This window comes from Nitratireductor lacus (assembly GCF_056431025.1).
Genome location: NZ_JBWKMB010000014.1, coordinates 79,999 through 98,133 on the forward strand (window position 1 = coordinate 79,999; position 18,135 = coordinate 98,133).

Annotated in this window: 30 protein-coding genes and 1 tRNA gene; 1 reads left to right on the forward strand and 30 read right to left on the reverse strand. The window is 59.5% G+C overall.

What is annotated here, in order from left to right; translation table 11 throughout:
• Positions 1 to 36: 36 nt before the first annotated feature.
• The 19 genes from AC07E3_RS13385 to AC07E3_RS13475 form a co-directional block, all read right to left on the reverse strand.
• A complete protein-coding gene (locus tag AC07E3_RS13385) occupies positions 37 to 393 on the reverse strand; it encodes a GTA-gp10 family protein (RefSeq protein ID WP_478362520.1) in 357 nt (118 codons plus the stop codon).
• Complete coding sequence (locus AC07E3_RS13390; RefSeq protein WP_206546006.1) at positions 393 to 854, reverse strand: phage tail tube protein; 462 nt, start codon at positions 852 to 854, stop codon at positions 393 to 395. Before AC07E3_RS13390 ends, AC07E3_RS13385 begins: the two co-directional genes overlap by 1 nt.
• Positions 855 to 920: 66 nt before the next feature.
• A complete protein-coding gene (gp17, locus tag AC07E3_RS13395; RefSeq protein WP_478362522.1) occupies positions 921 to 1,331 on the reverse strand; it encodes a tail completion protein gp17 in 411 nt (136 codons plus the stop codon).
• A gap of 85 nt (positions 1,332 to 1,416) precedes the next feature.
• Positions 1,417 to 1,893, reverse strand: coding sequence for an HK97-gp10 family putative phage morphogenesis protein (locus AC07E3_RS13400; RefSeq protein WP_478362524.1), 477 nt, complete (start codon positions 1,891 to 1,893; stop codon positions 1,417 to 1,419).
• Positions 1,893 to 2,243, reverse strand: coding sequence for a phage head closure protein (locus tag AC07E3_RS13405; RefSeq protein ID WP_478362526.1), 351 nt, complete (start codon positions 2,241 to 2,243; stop codon positions 1,893 to 1,895). The genes AC07E3_RS13400 and AC07E3_RS13405 overlap by 1 nt, the downstream gene beginning before the upstream one ends.
• Positions 2,243 to 2,800, reverse strand: coding sequence for a class I SAM-dependent methyltransferase (locus AC07E3_RS13410; RefSeq protein WP_478362528.1), 558 nt, complete (start codon positions 2,798 to 2,800; stop codon positions 2,243 to 2,245). Before AC07E3_RS13410 ends, AC07E3_RS13405 begins: the two co-directional genes overlap by 1 nt.
• Positions 2,800 to 3,255: a hypothetical protein gene (locus tag AC07E3_RS13415; RefSeq protein WP_478362530.1), complete on the reverse strand. Its 456-nt coding sequence runs from the start codon at positions 3,253 to 3,255 to the stop codon at positions 2,800 to 2,802. Before AC07E3_RS13415 ends, AC07E3_RS13410 begins: the two co-directional genes overlap by 1 nt.
• Before the next feature lie 173 nt (positions 3,256 to 3,428).
• Positions 3,429 to 4,004: a hypothetical protein gene (locus AC07E3_RS13420; RefSeq protein ID WP_478362532.1), complete on the reverse strand. Its 576-nt coding sequence runs from the start codon at positions 4,002 to 4,004 to the stop codon at positions 3,429 to 3,431.
• A gap of 41 nt (positions 4,005 to 4,045) precedes the next feature.
• Entirely contained in the window at positions 4,046 to 4,417 is a 372-nt protein-coding gene (locus AC07E3_RS13425) for a head-tail connector protein (RefSeq protein ID WP_478362534.1), read from the reverse strand.
• Positions 4,417 to 5,265: a hypothetical protein gene (locus tag AC07E3_RS13430; protein WP_478362536.1), complete on the reverse strand. Its 849-nt coding sequence runs from the start codon at positions 5,263 to 5,265 to the stop codon at positions 4,417 to 4,419. Before AC07E3_RS13430 ends, AC07E3_RS13425 begins: the two co-directional genes overlap by 1 nt.
• The gene (locus tag AC07E3_RS13435; RefSeq protein WP_478362538.1) at positions 5,265 to 6,620 is read right to left on the reverse strand and encodes a phage portal protein; all 1,356 of its coding nucleotides are present in this window, start codon (positions 6,618 to 6,620) and stop codon (positions 5,265 to 5,267) included. Before AC07E3_RS13435 ends, AC07E3_RS13430 begins: the two co-directional genes overlap by 1 nt.
• A 4-nt stretch (positions 6,621 to 6,624) precedes the next feature.
• On the reverse strand, positions 6,625 to 6,852 hold the full coding sequence (locus AC07E3_RS13440) for a hypothetical protein (protein WP_206549036.1): 228 nt from the start codon (positions 6,850 to 6,852) through the stop codon (positions 6,625 to 6,627).
• Positions 6,853 to 6,923: 71 nt separating this feature from the next.
• Positions 6,924 to 8,945 (reverse strand): phage major capsid protein, encoded by a 2,022-nt coding sequence (locus AC07E3_RS13445; protein WP_478362540.1) that lies wholly within the window; start codon positions 8,943 to 8,945, stop codon positions 6,924 to 6,926.
• Between the two features lie 37 nt (positions 8,946 to 8,982).
• The gene (locus AC07E3_RS13450) at positions 8,983 to 10,839 is read right to left on the reverse strand and encodes a terminase large subunit (protein WP_478362542.1); all 1,857 of its coding nucleotides are present in this window, start codon (positions 10,837 to 10,839) and stop codon (positions 8,983 to 8,985) included.
• Positions 10,811 to 11,206 carry a hypothetical protein gene (locus tag AC07E3_RS13455; protein ID WP_478362544.1) on the reverse strand — a complete coding sequence of 132 codons (396 nt, stop codon included), beginning with the start codon at positions 11,204 to 11,206 and terminating at the stop codon, positions 10,811 to 10,813. Before AC07E3_RS13455 ends, AC07E3_RS13450 begins: the two co-directional genes overlap by 29 nt.
• 177 nt (positions 11,207 to 11,383) lie before the next feature.
• A complete protein-coding gene (locus tag AC07E3_RS13460; RefSeq protein WP_478362546.1) occupies positions 11,384 to 11,707 on the reverse strand; it encodes an HNH endonuclease in 324 nt (107 codons plus the stop codon).
• A 129-nt stretch (positions 11,708 to 11,836) separates the two neighbouring features.
• Positions 11,837 to 12,058: a hypothetical protein gene (locus tag AC07E3_RS13465; RefSeq protein WP_478362548.1), complete on the reverse strand. Its 222-nt coding sequence runs from the start codon at positions 12,056 to 12,058 to the stop codon at positions 11,837 to 11,839.
• On the reverse strand, positions 12,040 to 12,225 hold the full coding sequence (locus tag AC07E3_RS13470) for a hypothetical protein (RefSeq protein ID WP_478362550.1): 186 nt from the start codon (positions 12,223 to 12,225) through the stop codon (positions 12,040 to 12,042). Before AC07E3_RS13470 ends, AC07E3_RS13465 begins: the two co-directional genes overlap by 19 nt.
• Positions 12,226 to 12,230: 5 nt before the next feature.
• Positions 12,231 to 12,443, reverse strand: a complete 213-nt coding sequence (locus AC07E3_RS13475; protein WP_478362552.1) for a hypothetical protein — start codon at positions 12,441 to 12,443, stop codon at positions 12,231 to 12,233.
• Positions 12,444 to 12,475: 32 nt separating this feature from the next.
• Here AC07E3_RS13475 and AC07E3_RS13480 point away from each other — a divergent pair, with 32 nt between their 5' ends.
• Entirely contained in the window at positions 12,476 to 12,820 is a 345-nt protein-coding gene (locus tag AC07E3_RS13480) for a hypothetical protein (RefSeq protein ID WP_478362554.1), read from the forward strand.
• Positions 12,821 to 12,824: 4 nt separating this feature from the next.
• Here AC07E3_RS13480 and AC07E3_RS13485 read toward each other — a convergent pair whose 3' ends face one another.
• The 11 genes from AC07E3_RS13485 to AC07E3_RS13535 form a co-directional block, all read right to left on the reverse strand.
• The gene (locus AC07E3_RS13485) at positions 12,825 to 13,046 is read right to left on the reverse strand and encodes a hypothetical protein (protein WP_478362556.1); all 222 of its coding nucleotides are present in this window, start codon (positions 13,044 to 13,046) and stop codon (positions 12,825 to 12,827) included.
• 101 nt (positions 13,047 to 13,147) lie between these two features.
• A tRNA-Met gene (locus AC07E3_RS13490) sits at positions 13,148 to 13,224 on the reverse strand.
• 95 nt (positions 13,225 to 13,319) lie between these two features.
• Positions 13,320 to 13,568 (reverse strand): hypothetical protein, encoded by a 249-nt coding sequence (locus AC07E3_RS13495; protein WP_478362558.1) that lies wholly within the window; start codon positions 13,566 to 13,568, stop codon positions 13,320 to 13,322.
• Positions 13,568 to 14,284 (reverse strand): hypothetical protein, encoded by a 717-nt coding sequence (locus AC07E3_RS13500; protein ID WP_478362560.1) that lies wholly within the window; start codon positions 14,282 to 14,284, stop codon positions 13,568 to 13,570. The genes AC07E3_RS13495 and AC07E3_RS13500 overlap by 1 nt, the downstream gene beginning before the upstream one ends.
• A complete protein-coding gene (locus AC07E3_RS13505) occupies positions 14,281 to 14,733 on the reverse strand; it encodes a hypothetical protein (protein ID WP_478362562.1) in 453 nt (150 codons plus the stop codon). Before AC07E3_RS13505 ends, AC07E3_RS13500 begins: the two co-directional genes overlap by 4 nt.
• Positions 14,730 to 15,059 (reverse strand): hypothetical protein, encoded by a 330-nt coding sequence (locus AC07E3_RS13510; RefSeq protein WP_478362564.1) that lies wholly within the window; start codon positions 15,057 to 15,059, stop codon positions 14,730 to 14,732. The genes AC07E3_RS13505 and AC07E3_RS13510 overlap by 4 nt, the downstream gene beginning before the upstream one ends.
• Positions 15,056 to 15,328 (reverse strand): hypothetical protein, encoded by a 273-nt coding sequence (locus AC07E3_RS13515; RefSeq protein WP_478362566.1) that lies wholly within the window; start codon positions 15,326 to 15,328, stop codon positions 15,056 to 15,058. The genes AC07E3_RS13510 and AC07E3_RS13515 overlap by 4 nt, the downstream gene beginning before the upstream one ends.
• A complete protein-coding gene (locus tag AC07E3_RS13520; protein ID WP_223004325.1) occupies positions 15,325 to 15,513 on the reverse strand; it encodes a hypothetical protein in 189 nt (62 codons plus the stop codon). Before AC07E3_RS13520 ends, AC07E3_RS13515 begins: the two co-directional genes overlap by 4 nt.
• The gene (locus AC07E3_RS13525; protein ID WP_478362568.1) at positions 15,510 to 16,937 is read right to left on the reverse strand and encodes a replicative DNA helicase; all 1,428 of its coding nucleotides are present in this window, start codon (positions 16,935 to 16,937) and stop codon (positions 15,510 to 15,512) included. Before AC07E3_RS13525 ends, AC07E3_RS13520 begins: the two co-directional genes overlap by 4 nt.
• Entirely contained in the window at positions 16,934 to 17,506 is a 573-nt protein-coding gene (locus AC07E3_RS13530) for a hypothetical protein (protein WP_478362570.1), read from the reverse strand. The genes AC07E3_RS13525 and AC07E3_RS13530 overlap by 4 nt, the downstream gene beginning before the upstream one ends.
• Complete coding sequence (locus tag AC07E3_RS13535; protein WP_478362572.1) at positions 17,506 to 18,078, reverse strand: MT-A70 family methyltransferase; 573 nt, start codon at positions 18,076 to 18,078, stop codon at positions 17,506 to 17,508. Before AC07E3_RS13535 ends, AC07E3_RS13530 begins: the two co-directional genes overlap by 1 nt.
• Between the last annotated feature and the right edge of the window lie 57 nt (positions 18,079 to 18,135).

Consider the following 18,135-nt stretch of genomic DNA (forward strand, 5'->3'; position numbering starts at 1 on the left):
CGACGCTTACCCAGTCCTGTTGCAGCGAAAGCCAATCTATTCGGCTTTCGCCTTCGGAGGGTTTGCCTTGCCCTTCTCAGCCCCCGCATCTGGAAAGAAGCGCTGGAGAGCAAGGCCAATCTTCTCCATCACAACCTGCTGGCCAGCGTGATCCAGAACCCGGCCGGCTTCCTTGTGGGTAATTTCTGGATCGTGCTCCAGAAGCGCGGCCCAAACGATTGACCGGATTATTCCCATGCTCACCCGGCTCTCATCTTCAAGCTCGTTGACGATCTGCATGATCGGTTTCCCAAAATGCTCCTCGAGCTCGCAGATCGCGTTGGTGGAAAAGCGCAAGGAATAAACCTTGTCCTCAGTTTCGAGCGCGACGGCTCCACGGTTCGGGTTCGCCATTACACGCTGCCCGCAGAGATCGTGTCCCAGACCTCGGAACCGGACGGCGCGAGCGTGATCGTGGCCGTCATACGGTCATCCACGGGGATCGTGCGCTCGTAGCCGGTCACCGACGCCTCGAAGGTCACACGGTGGCGATCCGTGTCGCCCTGCTGGAGCGGGAATGTGATGCGCCACTGGATGACATCACCGCTGTTCAGTAGCGAGAGGATGAGCTGATCTTCCGGAGAACCTGGGATGTAGTTTGCCTCGAAGCTCGCCTCGCCATTGTCGATCAGTCCCGGAATATATTCACGGCGCCGATCTGGGCTGCAGAAGTGCGTGACATCGATGCGATCCGCTTCCTGCGCACCGGGTGACAGGTTGAAGACCTCACAGAGTTGGACGAAGCCGGGCGGCGAACTGGCGTCATCATACGCCTCAAGGATCGTATCCCAGCCGATGGTTGCTTTGCTTGCCATTTTACGGCTTCCTTTTCAGAGAATGCCTTGCCCAAGGGCGTTTGCGGGCAGACCGGCCGGGCCGGATCAACCGGCGTGGTGGATGCGAAAATCCACGGCCACGCCAAAGAGCTTTGAGCCTGCATCTGAGGTATTCACACCACCTGGAGCGTCTTCGGTGAGATCGCGCCCCTCCCCGTCGACAAAAACACCGTAGATGCCGGCTGCCGGGTCGCTGAACATGTCGAGAGTGGCCACTACGGCACGTGCTAGGGCCTTCACAGCTCCATAGGTCTCTGCGATGCAATTCACCTGCACGCGGCTCTCCACAGTGCCACGCCCGCAAAAGTGATAGTTCGGCAGCCCGTCGACACGGTGAAGAACGAGATAGGGAGGTGTGACAGCGAGCGAGCCATCGTCCCGGCGCGGTGCCTTCACCCAGTACCGCTTGCCATCAGCCACGCCGCTTAGGAGCGCGGTTATCCGTTCTTCGATCATTCGGCTTGCGTCCTGTTGGTAGCTGTGAGCGCTCGATCAGTCGGGCCAGCGCGGCGCGGGCCATTTCACACACTCGGCAGGTCATCTATTTGACCGTGGCAGCGGCCTTTGCCTGCTTCTTGGCGAGGCGTTTCGCGGCTCTCATGATTTCGTCGCCCAGCCGATCACCGATCACGTCCAGCACCTCCATCTTGTTCGCGTCCCAGGCTGGGCGCATGAAGGGCTGCGGGCCGTGCTGAACCGTTCCGAACTCCTGCCAGTGCCCATGTGGGTGTGGAACTGAAACGTCGGGGCCGACATACATCTCGACGAACGACTTATCGGTTCCGCGCGTGGCCTTGCGCTGGTTCTTGTTCAAGCGCGTGGAAATGGTGATCGAGGTCGGCAGATCGTTTCGTGGGCGGCCGGGGCGATCCGGGGCCAAGCGCTGCGCATCGTTGATCAGCGGCTTTGCGGCTTCTCGCAGCGTGCGGCGCAAGACGTTCTTGCCCGTGGACTTCGGGAGCTGACCGAGCGCCTTGTCGAGCTCCCGCAGCCCCTCAATTCGAACCTGAGTAGCCATCAGCTCGTGCTCCGAACCGCCGTGATCTCAATGAAGCGCCCGCGCATATCGCCTTGGTCGCCTTCCTTCACACCCTCGATGTTCCAGATGCCGCCGTCATAGGACAGGCGATCAACTGGCGAGATCGTTTTCGATTTTGTCGATGCGCGGATGACGAACCGGCTGCGAAGCGAAGAGCCAGTTTGGCCGGCCGCGAACCTTTCACCATCTGACACATCGCGACGTGCGGCACGCACAGTGATGAAGGCTGTCCATTCCCGGATATCCTCGTTGAAGTCGTTCATACCAACGACCTGGTAGCGCTCAACCGTGATTGTCCGGTCGAGCGAACCCGCTGAGCGTTTTGCCATCAGACCCGAGCCCACCATGTGAAATTCAAGTCGGTTTCCAGGGTACAACCGGACTCTTCGATCCACTCATCTACCGCACGGTCAACTCCGAAACAGAAGCGCGCATCCGGGTTTTTATAATCGTGCCCGCCGATCCAGCCGCCGGCCTTCACCTTCGGGAACCAAGCCGCAATGTCTTCCCGGACACCTTCATAGGAATGGTCGGCATCGATGAAGACCAGGTCGAGCGTGCAATCTTCAACCTGTGATGCCGCCTCGACCGATGACATTTCCTTGATCTGCGCGCGGCCGCGGAAGCGATGTACCCGAGCGAGTGCTTCTCGCTTGTGCTTACTCACGATCTCCGCAGGATCGAATGCGTGCTGATCTTTCGTCGCCTTGTAGCGTTCTGGCTGCTGATTGGTTGGCAACCAGTTATCGACCATGACCAGGTGGGCGTCTGTGTTCTGGAGAACGCATTCCGATACCTGCCCGCGCAGGACGCCGATTTCGACAGCCAGTGCGCGGGCTGGCAACCGGCGAATAATCGTCTGGGCTCGCTGTTCAAAGGGGCGCATTACCATCCGATTTCCCAAGGCCGGGGCTTGCCGTGAAAGATCACGACACGCGCGTTCTCCGGCAACGTTCCGTCACCGAACTCTTTGTCAGACCGCGTTTTCTCGCGGACATGGCATTTGTACGAAACCACCTGACCGGGCAGCGCGTCTTGCCATCGCTGCGCCCTGCCCTGCCAAAACTGACCAAGGAAACCCTGGTCGCCCCACCTCTCCCGCGTCACGCATTCGCGCATGTGCCGCGAAGGGTCAGCGATCCATGCATCCCAAATCTCCTGTCGATCACGCTCTGGAATGAACATGAGCGACGATTGAATGCGCCCAGTCGTCGGCCAGTAGAAATCAGACAGCACCGTGAGGCGGTCGACAGCCGCAATGTCTTCCAGAGTACTTACGATTGATGTGTCCAGATCCATGAATAGAAGGTCGCCACCAATATCAGGGCGAAACAATTCCATCTTGGACCACCAACCCGGCCAATCATACCGAAGCTCGATACGGGGGCACGGAACCTCGACATCCGACAGGCAAAAAATCTGAGCGCCGGGAAGATAATCTGTCACCTGTCGGTGAAGTCGGGCGATATGGGAAGCGTCGAAGTCACCTCCTGACCGCAAAACCAGCGCGACCCTCATGAGGCAAGGGCCTTGTCCAGTTCCATCTTCGGATAGCTGGTCAGAGCCGAAACCTTGCTGCAGTTGATCACCTTGATCCCCATCGGAAGGATCACCTTGCTCGCGTTGTCGACAGCGCGCCTCCATCGTGCCGCGTTCGCTTCTTTCGGATTGTGCAGGTTGCCCGAATGCGCTCCATGCCAATGAAGGCCGTATCGGGTGGTCATGTCGTACCCGACAAGGATGATTTTGCGACAGCCGAACTGCACTGCGAGGTTCAGCGCATGAAACCCACCGTTGCCGCCCCATCCAACGGTGCCGAGAGGCGACAGGAACAGGCGATCATCCGGCTTCCGGCATTCCACCTGTTTGAGTTCCGGGAAATCCTTCACTGCGGCCCTGTCGACCGTTAGCTTGAGACCAGAAAAGCCCGGGCATCCTTTCACGTGCTTCCACCATGCAAAGTCGCAGCCGTAGAGAATGTCGGCCCATGGCGCCAACTCCCATGACTTGTTGATCGCAATAAACTTCGCCTTGCCCTTCGCGACATGCAGCGGGGCGTTCTTTGCGCTCGGCCCGGATGCCACGATCACGACCGTCTCTCCCTCCCATGAGGGCCACCACTCAGGCTTTGTCATCGAAGCGCAGGGTCTCGGAGCGGATAAAGCAAGGCGGTGACGGGCTTCGGGAGATACCCTCGGTCGAAGGCTTCTTCGGTGTCGCCGTCCGGCTCGCGATAGAAGTGACCGACGAGCAGGATTGCCGCAGTTTCGATTTCCTTCGGGATTTCGGTTCCTGAAGGCACGTCGCCGCCGCTGTCCAGGTTCAAGATGACTTCGGCCTGATCCTTCAAGTAATTGATGACCGCGGCCGACGCTGCCTCGATATAGGCGTCGAGCAGCGTGTCATCCTCATGTGGGAGGACATCCCAACCGCCGCTCGTTTCCTCGATCTCACCTATGCGCAGAGCAAGCTTCACGGTGTCGAGAGAGACCAGTTTGACCATCATCCCACCTTCAGAGGCTGTTTCGGCTTCTCGGCCTTCATAACCCCGTCCTTGCCGTCCCTGCCCTTCTTGACAGCGAGACGCCAGCCGTCACCTTCACCGGGCTTTTCCGTGGTGTCTTTCTGGGCGATCCAGAACGAACCGCCCCAGGTGACACCGTCGCCAGCGACATAGGTCCCGCCAGATTTGAAAACGCCGCAATCCAGAACGACCGGAAGCGTGAATGGAAACTCCTTGACTTTCTCGCCCTTGGCAAAGCGGAATGTGAAGGTGCGCAGGCCATCGTGAACAACTTCGAGATCATCAAAGCCGAGCCCGTCCACGCCGTCCTTGCCATCTTGACCGGGTTCGCCTTTCTGACCATCGCGCCCGACAACAAGGCCAAGCTCGCGTGTGGAGCCATCTGTCAGTGTGAGGATGAGATTTCCGGATCGATCGATAACCGCACCGGCCAAGCCCACGCCGTCAGCACCGTCTTTACCATTGGCCCCATCATTGCCGGGATCGCCTACCGGGCCGGGGTCGCCCGGATCGCCTTTATCACCCTTTTCCCCAACAACACCGGGCGCGCCATCCTTGCCGGGCGGACCTTCGGGACCCCGGTCGCCGGGCTCCCCCTTTTCGCCGCGCTCGCCCTTCTCGCCGGGTTCACCCTGTGGGCCGCGCTCACCGTCAGCCCCATTTGCACCTGGATCGCCCTTGTCTCCCTTCTCGCCGCGCTCGCCTTTCTCAGGCTGGCGCTTTTCGATGGCATCGAGGCGGACCAGTATCGGCGCAATCGTATCGCGCACATACTCCTTGACCACGCCAACGATCTCTTTGCCGAAGGCCTTCCCGTCGAACGTCATCAGCGCAGTCCTTTGTAGATTTCGACCAGTGCGGCGCGGGCCTCGGCTTCGGCATTGTCGTTTACAGCGCCATCATCTGCTGGCGGCGTGGGAGGCGTCGGTGATCCGAACGGGTCTTCCTGTGCGTCCCGCTTCGCCAAGGCCGCCAGCGAATAGTTCTGCTGCTGGAGGTAGGGAGTTTCGCCACCCGCCACCTTCTTCAGATCGAGGCGGCGGCGTGCTTCGTTGGGCGACATGATGCCGGCGCTGATACCCTCCTTCAGGGCCTGCATCTGAGTGACGCTGTCCATCCGAAGCAAGCCGTCCAGATCGAACTCCGTGCCGATCTTCTCGCCAGTCATGCCTAGACCCTCGTCAAGGCAAATCTCAATATCTTCAATGAGTTTCTGGAGGCACTGAGAGTAATACTCGGTGTTGAGTGCCTGCACGTTGTTGTAGCTGGGCATCTGCCCAACCCCGATCTTGTACGGAGGGACGTGATAGACGGAACACACCACTTCAGCCGACCACTTCAACTGCTCGATGAGCTGTGAATCGATGGCCTTGGCCGCCATGGCCTCATACTTCAGACCGTCGCCGAGAACCGCCACCTTCCCGGCTTTCTTGCCGGTGAAGTTGTTGTCCCAGTATTCTTTAAGGCGACCGGCTGTTTCGTCCGAGATGGAACCCGGAGCCACAAGCACACCACCCGGCTGCGCTCCGTTCTCAAAGAACCTCGTCGAATTGCTCTGGATCGCAAGCCCCTGCATGGCAGCCAGCCCGCCGGCATAGATCGGAGACATGCCGACCAGCGGATGAAACATACAGTTGAAGCGGTCGTGAATGATCTCACGCGCTGGCACAATCACACGCGCCGGTAATCCGCTCAGTTCATCGGTATTGAGCTCGTAGAAGACAGACCCGTCATCCGCCACCAGTGGCTTTACACGAAGCGGGTCCAGAACGAACATCTGGCGGACACTGCCACCATTGTCGCGCTGCTTCAGGATGTACGTGTTGCCGCGCTGGAGCTTCGACAGAACCCATGTCTCAAAGAACTGAATGCGGTTCTGGAAGTGGTTCGGTTTGCGCAGGACGGGCGAATAGGCCGGGCTGCTGACTTCCGTCCAGATGCCGTCATCGTCTTTCTTGACGAGCTTGACCCGAAGCTTCGCGATATCGGAAGCGATCAGAGTGCGGCATGCAAAATCCGCGTGGAACGACAGGACCGAGCTGAAGTCCACCTCGACGTTGTTCTGCCAGGCTCCGGAGAAGCTTTCGAGGATCCGAAACCAGCCACCCCGGTTCGGGTTCACCGGTGACAGGTCTTTCTTGCCCTCGCCTGTAAAGGGGACCGGCATGCCGAGAACACGCATAGGCTTAGCCCTTCGCTTCCGCGATCTTGGTGCGCAGCGTGTCCGCGTCCCAACCATGATAGGGCTTCTTGCCCACGACTTTGACATAGCGCGCACGCAACGCCTTCATGTCATCGACCGGCTTGCGCGGCTTCGCCTGCACGTCGCGCCGACCATAGCCAAGCTTCTCAGCGATCTTTGCATAGCGCGGATCGCGAGCGTTCATGGCGCGGGTCAGATAATTCGATTTCATCGGGCATTCTCCCGAGAGAGGAAGGGAACCGGCCGCAGTTGCCCGCGGCCGGCAATGTCATTCAGGGCTGCTTAGACGGAAGCCGCCGGCAGACCCCAGTTGACCTCATCCAGAAGGGCCACAGCCGATGCACGGCGGCGAGCCCAGTTGATGGTGCGTTCGGCGCGGAAGCCGACTGCATTGGTCTGCCAGAGCGAGACGAGCGAGGTGCCGGTGCCGGTCGTGGCATCCTGCGTCGTCGGCGCATCGTTCATCTGGAGCGAGGCTTCACGGCTCATGTCGACAGCGACACCGCCCTCATCTGCGAGGTAGACATCCTGCGCATTCACCAGAGCGACAAAGCCACCAGCAGAAACCGGCGCGAAGTACTCCGACACGATGACCGGGAGACCTTCAAAGTCACCACCGTTCATGTTGATGCCGGGAAATTCACGCTGGCCAAGCGGATTGCGCATCAGGGAAAGCGCAAGTGCTGTGGTGGCCGACATGATCCACACGCCACTGGTCGGCGCGTTGTTCGCAGCAATAAACGTTCCGAACAGTGCCCGGACATCTTCACGGATCGCATCAGCGTCATTGCCCGAAGATGTAATCGCGGAGATGCCGTTAGTGATGGATGCCGGCGAAACACCAGCAGCTGCAGCCTTGGCCGGATTGATGAAGTCCGTATCCAGTCGGGCGCGCAGTGCGGCCGCCAGCTGGTCACGAACAATCATCTCTGCCGACGGGCTGGAGTCGCGGAGGGTTTCTTCCGTGACAACGGCGATGTTTGCCACCTTCAGCGGATCGAGCGTGGTGCGGCTGAAGTCAAAGTCCGTCAACGGCTTCGGCTTGCCTTCACCGACCCAATAACCCTCACCACCGCTGGTCTGCCCGATAAGGGCGGTGCGGAACGGTACGCGGCGCAGGGACGGAACACCATTGGCGCCGAAGCGACCAAGGATGGTCTGTGGGCGCAGGAACTCGACAAAATCCGCAAAGGCGGACGTCTCATCGCCGACCAGCGGACCAGCCCAGGTCGCGTCCGTCGTCGTCGCCGCACCGACAGCCGCCTTGGAGACGATGCGATAGACGGTCGAATCTTCGCCGTACATCGCCTTTGCAACTTCGCGCTGCGGCTCATTGTCGAGACGAGAGATGGCCTTGACGCGGGCGAGCCGTGCGAACTCGATGCCGGCATCCAGCTTTGGTGCCTTGACCGTGACAGCCGCACGAGCCGGCGCGTCGGTGGTCGCAGGTGCCGGTGCCTTGTTTACCGGCTTGGCCTCGACAGCCTTGGCCCTCTCCATGCGGCGAAGGTCTTTCAGCTCCTCGTCAATGGTGTCGTTTTCGTCGGCGAGGGTTCCGAACTCTTCGCGTTCGGCCTCATCCTTGGTGCGCCCTTCCTCGGACGCCTTGGTCTGGATTTCCTCCATGCGGGCCATGTTCGCGGCACGCTTGGCCTCCAGAGCCGTGATCTGCTCAGCGAGCGTTTTCATGTCTTTGCCCTCCTTCGGGCGCAAGTTGACGGGTTTGTGAGATTTTCCCGAAGCGCCGGGAGAGGTCTTCGCCGGACGCTCAATCGTGCCAGTCGCGGCGGGAGCGTTCGGATCGAAGGACTTGATGAGCGCGACACCGGCCGCGTCCATGTTCTTGATGCTCGTCATCACGGCTTCCGGCTGGGCCGGGATCGTGACGGCGGAAAGCTCGAAGACTTCGCTTTCGATGAAGCGAATGCCGTTCGTGCCCTCAATGAAGGCGTATTCGATGGCCTTGAAACCGATGGACACGGCGCGGACCAAGCCCAGCTTGATCGATTGCCAGGCTTCATCGACGCGATCCTTCAGCGTGCCGGCTTCTTCAATGACAGGTAGTTCGGCTTCGAAGGTGATGCCATCCTCGGTAGGGTCATCGAATTTCACCGTACCGATGGGCTTCCCGGCATCGTGCTGCCACAGGAACGGCATGGGGTTCTGAAACTTGACCCCCATGGGTTCGACAACATCGCCAACACGATCAACCGCCGGCGTCGTCGCGACACCGCGAATAATGCGCTTTTCCTCGTTCACTGCCTTGATGTGCAGATACGAGTATGCGCGGCGCGTCACAGTCATGACGGACCTCCAGAGTTTTAATTTTCAGGGAGCGATGTCAGCCGAAGGCGAACATCTGATATTTGGGCTCGGTTCTGGCGCCCTGGTACGAAACTGCCGCACCAAGAGCCATTGCCAGAGCGACAGCCGCGTCGATCTTGTTTGTTGCCCGCTCTTTCGCGAGCCAGCGGTTGCCCCAGCGGTCTTCATCTGTGACCGCAGACATGATTGCAGAGATGAGAACCGGATTGCGTCGAAGCCGAATGCGGCCTTCTGCAATTGCGTCCTCGAATTCCCGCACCGATCCTGGCATCCAGAGACCTTCAGGATCGCGTTCAGCAGCTTTTGCCGCAGCGATCATCGCCTCGTTTGGCTTGCCCTTCTTGGTGCCGCCCTGCGGATGCTCCACGAACTCGACTGTGATTCCAAGTGCCGCACATTCCGGCTCGAACCCCCTGCGGAACGCATACCGGTCATAGGCAACACACTGCACAGCAAAGTCGTGGGCATACTCAGCGAGAGCCTGAGCAACATGGTCAAAGCGGATGCTCTGCCCCTTGGGAGCATGAAGGAAGCCTTGCTTCACCCATTCCTGATAGGGCTGCCGATCCTTCAACTCACGGGCGGCGAGCGTGTCGCCTGGCGTCCATGCCTCAATCCATGCGTCAAAGGTCGGCTTGCGAACGGTCTGAACCTTGCCATCGCGCTCGGCTTCAACCTCAACATCACCGGCACGAACCACCACAGCGAGCGCGGTGATGTCTCGGTTCTGTGAGAGATCAACGCCGATCCATGCTTTCTCACCATGATGATCGACCGGATCAAAGTCATGGATGCGAGGCTCAAGCGCCGCGCGCGTCATCCATGCCGTCTCCGCATCCGTCCAGACGCAGAAGTGAAGACGAAGGATGTTGTTGAGCTTCGAAGGGATGTCCTTTGCCTGCTTCACCACCCCTGCGAGGTATTCCTCGGTGATCGTGACGCCGAGCAATGGGTTTGCCTTTATCCAGGATGTCGGGTCTTCAAGCGGGTCATCATCAGGATCGAGCCCGCATACATAGCTGAACGTGCTGTCATCGATCGGCTCGCCAAGATAATGCGGGTCATCGTCCTTAGCATCACGATTGCCAGCGGCCACCCTTACTGCGTGCTCATGCTCTGCCCAGCATGCCGACGTGCGATCACTCCCGGAGTTGGTAATCATCAGCAGTAGCGGCTGGCGACGGAACTTGAAGCCACGCTCCAGCATCTCGATGATGCCGCCATCTGCGTGTTCATGCAGCTCGTCCACGAGTGCGAAATGCGGGCGCGGACCGGAACCGGTCTTCTTGGTCTCTCTCGATACCGGGCGGAAGAACGACCCCTTCGCCAAATAGGCGAGATTGTATTCCTTCCCTGGGCTGCCGCTGCGCTTCAGGCGTTTGTCAAGGTCTGGCGACTTGTCGACCATCTTCACCGCGTCACGGAACAGGATGCCCGCCTGCTCCTTGGTCGCGCCCGCCGAATAGACCTCAGCACCGGCCTCGCCGTCTGCCATTAAGCCATAGAGCCCGATCCCACCAGCAAGTGGGGATTTCCCGTTGCCCTTCCCCTGTTCAATGTAAGCGCGGCGGAAGCGGCGCCAGCCGTCCTGACGCTTCCAGCCGAACAGAGAGCCGATGATGAAGTCCTGCGCCGGCTGGCTCTTGAACGGCCTGCCCTCAAACTGCCCTTCGCTCAGCTTAAGTTTTGTCTCGAAGAATCGGATCGCCTTCTCGGCTGCAGCTTTGTCGAACTCGAGATCCCTGCGCTTCAGATCATCGATGTGGCGACGGCAGGCATTGCGAACGTGAGGTCCTGCAACGATCTCTCCTTTGACCACCGCCTCGGCATAGGTCGTCGCGCGGTCAATCGTCGAAGAACTCGTCTTTTTCATCCGGGGCTTCATCAGTCCTGTTGCGTTCGTCGGTCAGCCCGAGCTCGCTCATGTAGGCTCGCATCTGCCCGTGCTTCGACGCAGGGAAGCCAGTGGGGTTGAACCGGAACTCCTGCCAAAGTTCGCAGAAGGCGATTGCGGCAGGCTCTCTTGACGCATCAAGCCAGTAGGCAGGCTCGATGTACTTCTTCCAAGCTTTAAGCCCTTCGCCTTTCAAACTCGAAGGGCGAGACAGCGAGCCGAACCGCTCAACAGATTCCTCGATTGCCTTACGCGACTTACCTTTATCGCCATGCCTTGTCTTGCGATGCGTCCCGTCGATCAAGCGCAGGTGCGCCGCCTTGGGCTTCGCTCCCCTGGCTGCCATATTGGATACTCCAGAACGTTAATGTGGTTTTTTGCTTTTTTAGGGACCGAGGCGGTCTAGAAGGGGCACCCGATCCCGATTTTCGGATACCCCCGCCCCCTTTTCGCGCCCACAGCGGGCCATGGGAGGCCGTGGAGAGGCGTTGAGCATTTTACCGAGGCCATGTCAGAGTTGCCCCTACCCTTCGTCTATGGGCCAGCCATCCAGTCCTATGAGTGAGCGCTTCCGTCCGGTCTTTTCGAACGACTGCTTCGCGCTGTCATGGCAATGTTTGCAGAGGCACTGGAGATTGTCCCGGTCCCAGAACAGGCGCTCATTCCCCTTGTGCTCTTTGATGTGGTCGGCAACGAGCTGGCTTGTGTCTGGCTCAACGCGCTTGCACCTCCTACATGTGAAACGATCCCTGACAAGGATGCTCCAGCGGAGCTTTTGCCACCGGGCGGTGCTGTACCATGGCCGATAGGCTCTGGCCTCTGGTGAACGCCGGTCGGTCCTGTCCATCAGGACCTGGAGGCGGATGTGCCTCCCCTCGGGAGCTTTGTCGGAAGACCACCTTTCGGCTGATATGATGTCCCGATGGGATTGGGAGACGCAGCGCCAAGGAAGCGAAGGAAGGATCGGCGTTTCATGTTAGGTCTCCCGGATATCGTCATAGCTGCGGGCGCGCGGGTTCTGATCCGCTGGCCCTTTGGCTAAAACCACCAGATCGCAATCAGCTATTTCCCGCTGCGCACGCTTGTCCCAGCCACGATGAATGAAATCCGGCGGCCCGAAGGCTTTGACCGCTGAGTGGTATTCCTCGCCACGGAAGCCGACGAAGTGGGTGCAGCGCCTCAAAAGATCAACGCCCACACCAGCCACGCCAGGAGCGATCCGATCAGGGCTGCGCCAAAGCGAAGCAGCGGCATGATGTCGAAGCCGTAGTCTCCGCTGGGCTTCATTGGCGTGAAGACCGCCCACGAGAGCGACACAGCAGTGATCAGGGCCGGGATCGCCCACCATGCGAACGTGACTGTCATCTGCATCATCCTTTGATCAGATCGAGCGCCTGCACCAATTCGCGGATATTTTCGTCCGAGAGGCCAGACATGCGTTCGCCTTCGTCACGTTGGTTCACGGCCTCGCTGCGAATGTCCCACACCGTCTTGCCGTCATAGGTGCGCTTTCGGGTGGCGGTTACACGCCTGCCGTATGCGTCCCGGCCGATATCCACCTTCTGTTCGACAAGCTGCGGCATCTCAGGTCTCCACATACGAGAAGCCCCAGCGCATGGCCGGGGTTAGCGAGATCGATCATCTGAGTACATATGTCGCGACATTTTTACTTTTGTCTTCGACGCTGACGCCTATGTTGCGCGCCTCTAAACAAACACAGGGATACCTTGGGATGCTGACACTCGCATGGCGATCGATACTCATTGGCTTCATCGTCGCGGGCCTGACACATGTCGCGGCTGCAATCGTCGTCATGGCGTTTGAGGACCATCACACAATGGCCGCGACATTGGTGCGATCAGTGTTGATCACGATCCTTGTAGCACCGGGCATATTCTACCTACTTTGGCAGGAGCGTACTGGTCGGAAAGCCCCGGACATCATCAAGCCCCGAATATAAGCCCCTAACCTGAATTACTCGCCACCGCCTGGATTACATCCAGTTCGTCACGACCAAGGGTAATCGTGTACCGCCGTGTCGCGTTGTCCATGTACATGTCAGAGGTGAGGATCGTCAGTCTGACCGTATCGTCATCGACAAGCTCAACATGATCCTTCGTGATCTTCTCCCGATAGATCAGCTTTGGATCGCCATCCTTCTTCCCGGGCCTTACTTTGACTTCCATGGGTCCGCTCTCGCAAGTGCATGTTCTTGCTCGATAGCATTTGGATAACAGACGCGGATTGATCAGTGTCAAATTCACTTGCCGGCGGAATCAATCGAACTTGGTTGCAGCGGGCGGATTTGAACCGCCGGTCTTCTGGTTATGAGCCAGACGGGATAGACCACTTCCCCACGCTGCTGAAACTGATGCCGGGCTACCCTCCCGGCTTGGCCACCGGCCATGCCCCTAAGCCATGGTCTCCACGTCGGGGCGCGGTGGCTTCCCCTTTTATGTCTACGCCGCTTCCTGCTTCCGGCGCTTCGCCCTAGCGCCGATTGCGGTTCTGCAACCACGTCGCACCGGCATCACGATCAGTTCCATCGGCTTCGATGGGCGACCAACACGAAAGAAGCCGAACGGCAGATGAATTTCGACATTCGGGCTATTCAAGTCGATATGGACGCCGAGCGAGAAGGCCCACCATCCGACGAACCAGAAATAGGCGACGAATTTCTCGCCTTCGTATCCGTACAAGCGTCTCATTACGCCGCTTCCTGCTTCCGCTTCTTGGCTTCCCTCTGCCGCCGGCGCTCATTGCGCCGCTCTGCCCAGGAGAAGTCCGCTGGATCGTTTGAGAAGTAGCTGGTGAATGCCTCGTCTGAGGCCCATGACGTAACGCCTCTTTCCTCGGCGCGCTCGTCTTCGATGTTGGGCTCAATATGCCCGTTTTCCGGGGGAAAAGGGAACCCCTCGAATTCGGGGACATTGCAATTCTGCACACTCCTGCGAGCCAGATGTGCAAAAATTGATGAAAGAGCGCGATTTTTCCGCGCCCTCCCCGTCTTCGGCGTGATGTCCTGACCGGCGCACCAGTCCTTGAAGAACAGCCGCTTGTGGTCGGCCATGCACCTCACCCAGGCGGCAAGCGCGGCCCTGTTGGTCTCGCTGTCGACCAACGCATACCAGCCCTGCGCCTCCTCGGCTTCCGAGATGTCTCGCGCCGTGTATTCGGTCTTCTCGAAGAACTCCCGCCGATAGAGCGCATGGGCGTCCTCGTCCTCTCGGAGAAGACGGCAGGCGTTGGCCAGAGGATCGCGGCTGCGGCGCTCCCCTCGCCTGTGGCCCCAATTCCTCATGTCGTCGTCGGAATGGACGTAGGGGAGCTGCTGGGCGCGCAGCGGGGCCGGTCCCACGCGGTTGCCCACACTCTCGATCTCTGCCGCCCGGATAAGGCGCTCTGCGATCTCTTCGATGTTCATGTCATCCTCCGACGATCATCCAGCATGTCGAGTTGATCCGCGTTTGGGCCGAAGCGGCGGAACAGGCGCTCATAGACCATACCGCCGAGAGCGAAGCGCGTCGGGACAACGCTCCTCAGTTCCTGCGCCACAAACTGCAGCTCACCACCGGGGATCATGTCCCATGTCTCGAGCCATGCGCTTGCATCGCGCTCGATGATGCCCTGACAGGCCCTCACCATGTCCGAGACCATCCAGAAGCCGCTCTCATCCATCAAAAGCAGGTTGTTGCCGGCTTCCCTGATCGTGGTCAGCACCAGTCTTACATGGGCCTCTCCAAATTTGCGGTAGATCCGATCCAGCGTCACCACTGCTCGCGTTTCTCCCACTTCGGGATAACGATGGCCATCGATGACTTTGATGCCGAATTCATCGCAAAGGCGTTGGATATGAGCTGGGATGGCTGTCACAGGCCCATCTCCTCTAGAAACGCGTCGAGACCTTCGGGCTTCTCAGGTGCAAGGAACAGTGGCTTGATCTCCCTGTCCCAATGCCTGCTGAGTTGCCATGAGAGTCGCGTCACGATGTTGTGCATCTTCACGATCTTCATCTCATCGCTGGTGCGCGTGATGCGTCGCTCCCACTTCCTGATCTCGCGCCACAGCCGTCGATGTTCTCTGCGCACGCCCTCCGGCAATGACCGGAAGCACTTGCCGCAGATCATTTCTCCGGGGAACTCATCCGCCGGGCCTGTGCGCCGGCAACGCGGGTTGATGCAGGGAGTGCGATCGCTCACGCCTTGACCACCTCCACCGGGCGTTTGCCGGCGCGATGAATGGTTCCCGCGCTCCATTCGTGCTCGGCCTTTGCTCTCGCGCTGACGTAGTTGCCATTCATGTAGGAGATCAGGGCTGCATGAGCGCCCTCCCTCGCCTCTCTGGCAGTCCGGAATGGCTTGATCTCGCCATTCTCCATCACGGGCTTGTAGGCGCCGTGTTCACCGGCTCGGAATTCCCCGATCCAGATAAAGCCGTTGTGCCGGGCGCGGGCGTCGAAAGCGTTCATTGGTCCCTCGCCTTCTCATATCGATGGATTGCAAGCCGAAGTTGGTCCGACCGTTTCACCGTATCGGTAGAGATCAGGCCGCCATTGCCTGACCAGGGCATGCCGGGGATGCCGTTGAGATCAACGTTCACGGCTTCGACCAGTGCCTTGGCAGCGTTCAGAAGGTCTGTGCTCATATCGGTCACAGCATTGCCTCCTGCAGCTCTGCATCGGTCTGCCGTTCCGATTTGTAGCGAGTGAACCGCGCCTCAAAGATCAGGTTGTTCTTCACCGCGGCATTTCCGAAGCGGACCTTGATCGCGCCTATCTGGGCAATGTCTTCGCCCTCGATCACCGCGGACGGGAATGCCTTGTGGATCTTCTTCCAGTCGGAGTCAGATGCAGCCACGGCCTTCCGCTCCTCAAGGAATTTGATGTAGCGATAGACATAGAAGATCGCATCATAGGCCTGCTTGGCCGGATCGCCGCCAAACAGATCGGCCGAGATAGGCCGTGGATTGTCCCGCTTCATGCCGTAGCTGTTGCGCTGGTTCAGAACGAGCCATGCCGCGCCGGTTTGCTCCGCGCCGGCCTTGAACACCTTGTTGATATCCTTGGCCTTTGTGCCCTCATCCGAGCGCCGATCCTGCGGCGTCACGGCTCCTATGTGATCAACCACCACAAGTGGGACATTCCCATTGCCGAAGCGCTTCACGAATGAGCGAGCAAAGGAAAGCAGTTGGGGCGCTGTCTGGTCCGTGCATTTCACGACCTCGAAAGGCTGCCGGTCGATCCAGGTGGCGAAGTCGACCACCTTTCTCATTTCCTTCTCTGAAACGTCTCCGGCCCGTTGGCGCCGCGCTTCGATGTCGTGCTCCTGAGCAATCATCTGTCGCACGCACTGCTCTCCAGACTGGTCATAACTCATGAACAGGACCGGGTGCCCGCGTTTCAGGGCATGCGTGATCATCTGGAGCGTGAGGCTTGTCTTGCCTTCTCCTGAGCTGGAAAGCAGCCCGTAGAGGTTCCCTGCCTCGAAACAGGGTTCGGAGATGACTTCTGCGATTTCATCCAGGCAGATCGGAACGCCCGCGATGCTCTTGCGCTGTTGGGCGGCGGTCATGGCTTCCAGATACTGGTGTCCAAGGTTACCCGAACCACCACCGACGTGCTCGCCACGAAGCTTGGCAAGTTGATCCTCCAGCGCCGCGGAGGCAGAGAAGGGATCCACATCGGGAGACCGGGCATACACGCCGGCGATGGTTTCCTCGCAGCCGGCGATGATCTGGCGATCAATCCAGTGGTGCAGGACACCAAGGGCATAATCGCGGGCCTGAACCGGTGCCACGGCCTCCACGGCAAGCCGAACCAGGTATTCCCCCAGTGTGATCTCGCCGACGCGCTCGCCCTCAGGCAGGTAGCTCTTGACGGTCTTCGGATCGGCCTTGCGCCCGACAGAGACCATTTTACCGATCACCTCAAACACCTTTCCATGCAGCGGATCGAAGAAGTGATGAGGCTGGATCACCTTGGATACGAGGTCAAAGCAGGTGTTATTGACCAGCACTGCCCCAAGAATGGCCTGCTCGAGCTCGATGTTGTGAGGGAGTGGCTTTTGGATATCGGTCATGCCGCCTCTCCTGTTCGGCGCGCCTGAACGATCTTGAATGTCTGGCAGGACGGTCCAGCGAACGCCAATCCAACCGCGTCTGCCTGATCGTCATTGGTGACGGTGATGCGAAGCTGCCGACAGCGAACCCGCGCCGCCTTCTTCCAGTCCTTCCGGCTCCAGCCCGGCCGCCGTCCAAAACCAAGGAATTGCTTGCGCCATGTTTCCGGCGCAACGATCTCGAACGGGATCTGATAGGCCCGAACGATGGCTGAAGCCGCACCGGTAAGCTGGTTCAGAAGGAGTGCCGTCCCGGCGTTGATCGTCATCTCTTCATGCTCGCCGGCGAAGTCGTTTGTTTTCTTCCGATGCTGCATGACGTTTCGTGCCGGACGCTCGATCACCACGAAATCCGGGCGGGTTTGCTTCACCATCTTGATGATGCGCTGCCCCATCTCGCCGGCGCGGGCCTCGTAGCATTCACCGTCGATCTTGAACGATCCGGGCCTGACGGCTGACAGAGATGCATCCGTGTCGTACCAGGCGAAGCCAGTCGTCGTAGCAATATCCAGTCCGAGAATGAGTGCCATCAAGCTGCCTCCCCGAATTTGCCCGCCTCATCGCCCCAGACTGTCCAGTCGGGGCGGTTGGTGCGGCTGAAAAGCTCGATCCGGCGCGCGCAGGGCATCAACTGCTCGGCAGCCCGGTAAGCTTCTTCCGGTTTGCGGGAGTGCTCTCTGGCCTGCCCCATGATCAGCGACCGGACGGATTTGGTGGTCTTCGGCTCACCCCGCGTTCCGATCAGGATGGGTTCGTGAGCACTGCGGAAAATGTAGCCGGTTCCGAAGGCGAGCTTGCCGTTGATCGTCGTCTTGCCCCACGCTCCGGCTGTCTTGAAGGTAAAGCCCCAGGCATGCAGAACTTCGAGCGCCTGCGGCAGCATTGGATTGGTGGCCCAGAGCCACAGGAGCGCGTCCGGTGCAGCCAAGTCGAGAACCGGCAGCGCTTTGATCTCATCAAGGCTCTGGCAGCGGTATTGCGCCTGCGCCGACTTCCCCTCGCCCTTCCCCGAACGCAGTTCGAATGACCAAGCAGGGTCTGCCATAATCAGATCGAAGGAATGCGGGTTGATGTCGCCAAATGGCCAGTCGAACAATCGCATCACTCCCCTCCCCACATAGCCGCGCCAAGGATGAGAATGCCCGCAATGGCGATGGTC

Coding starts and splice junctions, on each gene's coding strand:
- AC07E3_RS13390 (WP_206546006.1), bottom strand. CDS start 854: ATGGCAAGCAAAGCAACCATCGGCTGGGATACGATCCTTGAGGCGTAT.
- AC07E3_RS13460 (WP_478362546.1), bottom strand. CDS start 11,707: ATGGACAGGACCGACCGGCGTTCACCAGAGGCCAGAGCCTATCGGCCA.
- AC07E3_RS13385 (WP_478362520.1), bottom strand. CDS start 393: ATGGCGAACCCGAACCGTGGAGCCGTCGCGCTCGAAACTGAGGACAAG.
- AC07E3_RS13425 (WP_478362534.1), bottom strand. CDS start 4,417: ATGGTCAAACTGGTCTCTCTCGACACCGTGAAGCTTGCTCTGCGCATA.
- AC07E3_RS13400 (WP_478362524.1), bottom strand. CDS start 1,893: ATGGCTACTCAGGTTCGAATTGAGGGGCTGCGGGAGCTCGACAAGGCG.
- AC07E3_RS13410 (WP_478362528.1), bottom strand. CDS start 2,800: ATGCGCCCCTTTGAACAGCGAGCCCAGACGATTATTCGCCGGTTGCCA.
- AC07E3_RS13430 (WP_478362536.1), bottom strand. CDS start 5,265: ATGACGTTCGACGGGAAGGCCTTCGGCAAAGAGATCGTTGGCGTGGTC.
- AC07E3_RS13440 (WP_206549036.1), bottom strand. CDS start 6,852: ATGAAATCGAATTATCTGACCCGCGCCATGAACGCTCGCGATCCGCGC.
- AC07E3_RS13535 (WP_478362572.1), bottom strand. CDS start 18,078: ATGCGATTGTTCGACTGGCCATTTGGCGACATCAACCCGCATTCCTTC.
- AC07E3_RS13495 (WP_478362558.1), bottom strand. CDS start 13,568: ATGAGACGCTTGTACGGATACGAAGGCGAGAAATTCGTCGCCTATTTC.
- AC07E3_RS13435 (WP_478362538.1), bottom strand. CDS start 6,620: ATGCGTGTTCTCGGCATGCCGGTCCCCTTTACAGGCGAGGGCAAGAAA.
- AC07E3_RS13485 (WP_478362556.1), bottom strand. CDS start 13,046: ATGGAAGTCAAAGTAAGGCCCGGGAAGAAGGATGGCGATCCAAAGCTG.
- AC07E3_RS13415 (WP_478362530.1), bottom strand. CDS start 3,255: ATGGAATTGTTTCGCCCTGATATTGGTGGCGACCTTCTATTCATGGAT.
- AC07E3_RS13445 (WP_478362540.1), bottom strand. CDS start 8,945: ATGACTGTGACGCGCCGCGCATACTCGTATCTGCACATCAAGGCAGTG.
- AC07E3_RS13450 (WP_478362542.1), bottom strand. CDS start 10,839: ATGAAAAAGACGAGTTCTTCGACGATTGACCGCGCGACGACCTATGCC.
- AC07E3_RS13455 (WP_478362544.1), bottom strand. CDS start 11,206: ATGGCAGCCAGGGGAGCGAAGCCCAAGGCGGCGCACCTGCGCTTGATC.
- AC07E3_RS13470 (WP_478362550.1), bottom strand. CDS start 12,225: ATGACAGTCACGTTCGCATGGTGGGCGATCCCGGCCCTGATCACTGCT.
- AC07E3_RS13480 (WP_478362554.1), top strand. CDS start 12,476: ATGGCCGGGGTTAGCGAGATCGATCATCTGAGTACATATGTCGCGACA.
- AC07E3_RS13530 (WP_478362570.1), bottom strand. CDS start 17,506: ATGGCACTCATTCTCGGACTGGATATTGCTACGACGACTGGCTTCGCC.
- AC07E3_RS13500 (WP_478362560.1), bottom strand. CDS start 14,284: ATGAACATCGAAGAGATCGCAGAGCGCCTTATCCGGGCGGCAGAGATC.
- AC07E3_RS13405 (WP_478362526.1), bottom strand. CDS start 2,243: ATGGCAAAACGCTCAGCGGGTTCGCTCGACCGGACAATCACGGTTGAG.
- AC07E3_RS13525 (WP_478362568.1), bottom strand. CDS start 16,937: ATGACCGATATCCAAAAGCCACTCCCTCACAACATCGAGCTCGAGCAG.
- AC07E3_RS13475 (WP_478362552.1), bottom strand. CDS start 12,443: ATGCCGCAGCTTGTCGAACAGAAGGTGGATATCGGCCGGGACGCATAC.
- gp17 (WP_478362522.1), bottom strand. CDS start 1,331: ATGATCGAAGAACGGATAACCGCGCTCCTAAGCGGCGTGGCTGATGGC.
- AC07E3_RS13515 (WP_478362566.1), bottom strand. CDS start 15,328: ATGAACGCTTTCGACGCCCGCGCCCGGCACAACGGCTTTATCTGGATC.